This window comes from Bowmanella dokdonensis, from assembly GCF_017254865.1.
Classification (GTDB): domain Bacteria; phylum Pseudomonadota; class Gammaproteobacteria; order Enterobacterales; family Alteromonadaceae; genus Bowmanella; species Bowmanella dokdonensis.
Genome location: NZ_JAFKCV010000291.1, coordinates 1 through 309, shown reverse-complemented (window position 1 = coordinate 309; position 309 = coordinate 1). Strand labels below are relative to the sequence as shown.

Genomic DNA, 309 nt, shown 5'->3' with positions numbered 1-309 from the left:
GGGCTATTTCACAACAGTGAAATAGCCCGGCCCTGGGTGGGCCGGGTTACATTAATTAGGGCAGCGGATCGAGATCCGCGCCTTCTTTCTCAACTTCTGTGGGCATCAGGTCTTCCTTACTGATACCTAACATCAAGGCCACCGAACTGGCGATGTAGATTGATGAATAAGTACCGATAAAAATACCAAATAGTAACGCTGTGGCAAAACCATGGATCAGCGCACCGCCTTTGAAGAACAGCGCCAGCAACACCAGCAAGGTGGTACCTGAAGTAATGATGGTACGACTCATGGTTTGGGTCAGGGAAA

The 309-nt window shown here is 49.5% G+C and carries 1 pseudogene; it reads right to left on the bottom strand.

Annotated elements, in window-relative coordinates:
• Positions 1-55: 55 nt before the first annotated feature.
• A pseudogene (locus J0A66_RS22635) lies at positions 56-309 on the bottom strand (protein translocase subunit SecF); the annotation flags it as partial.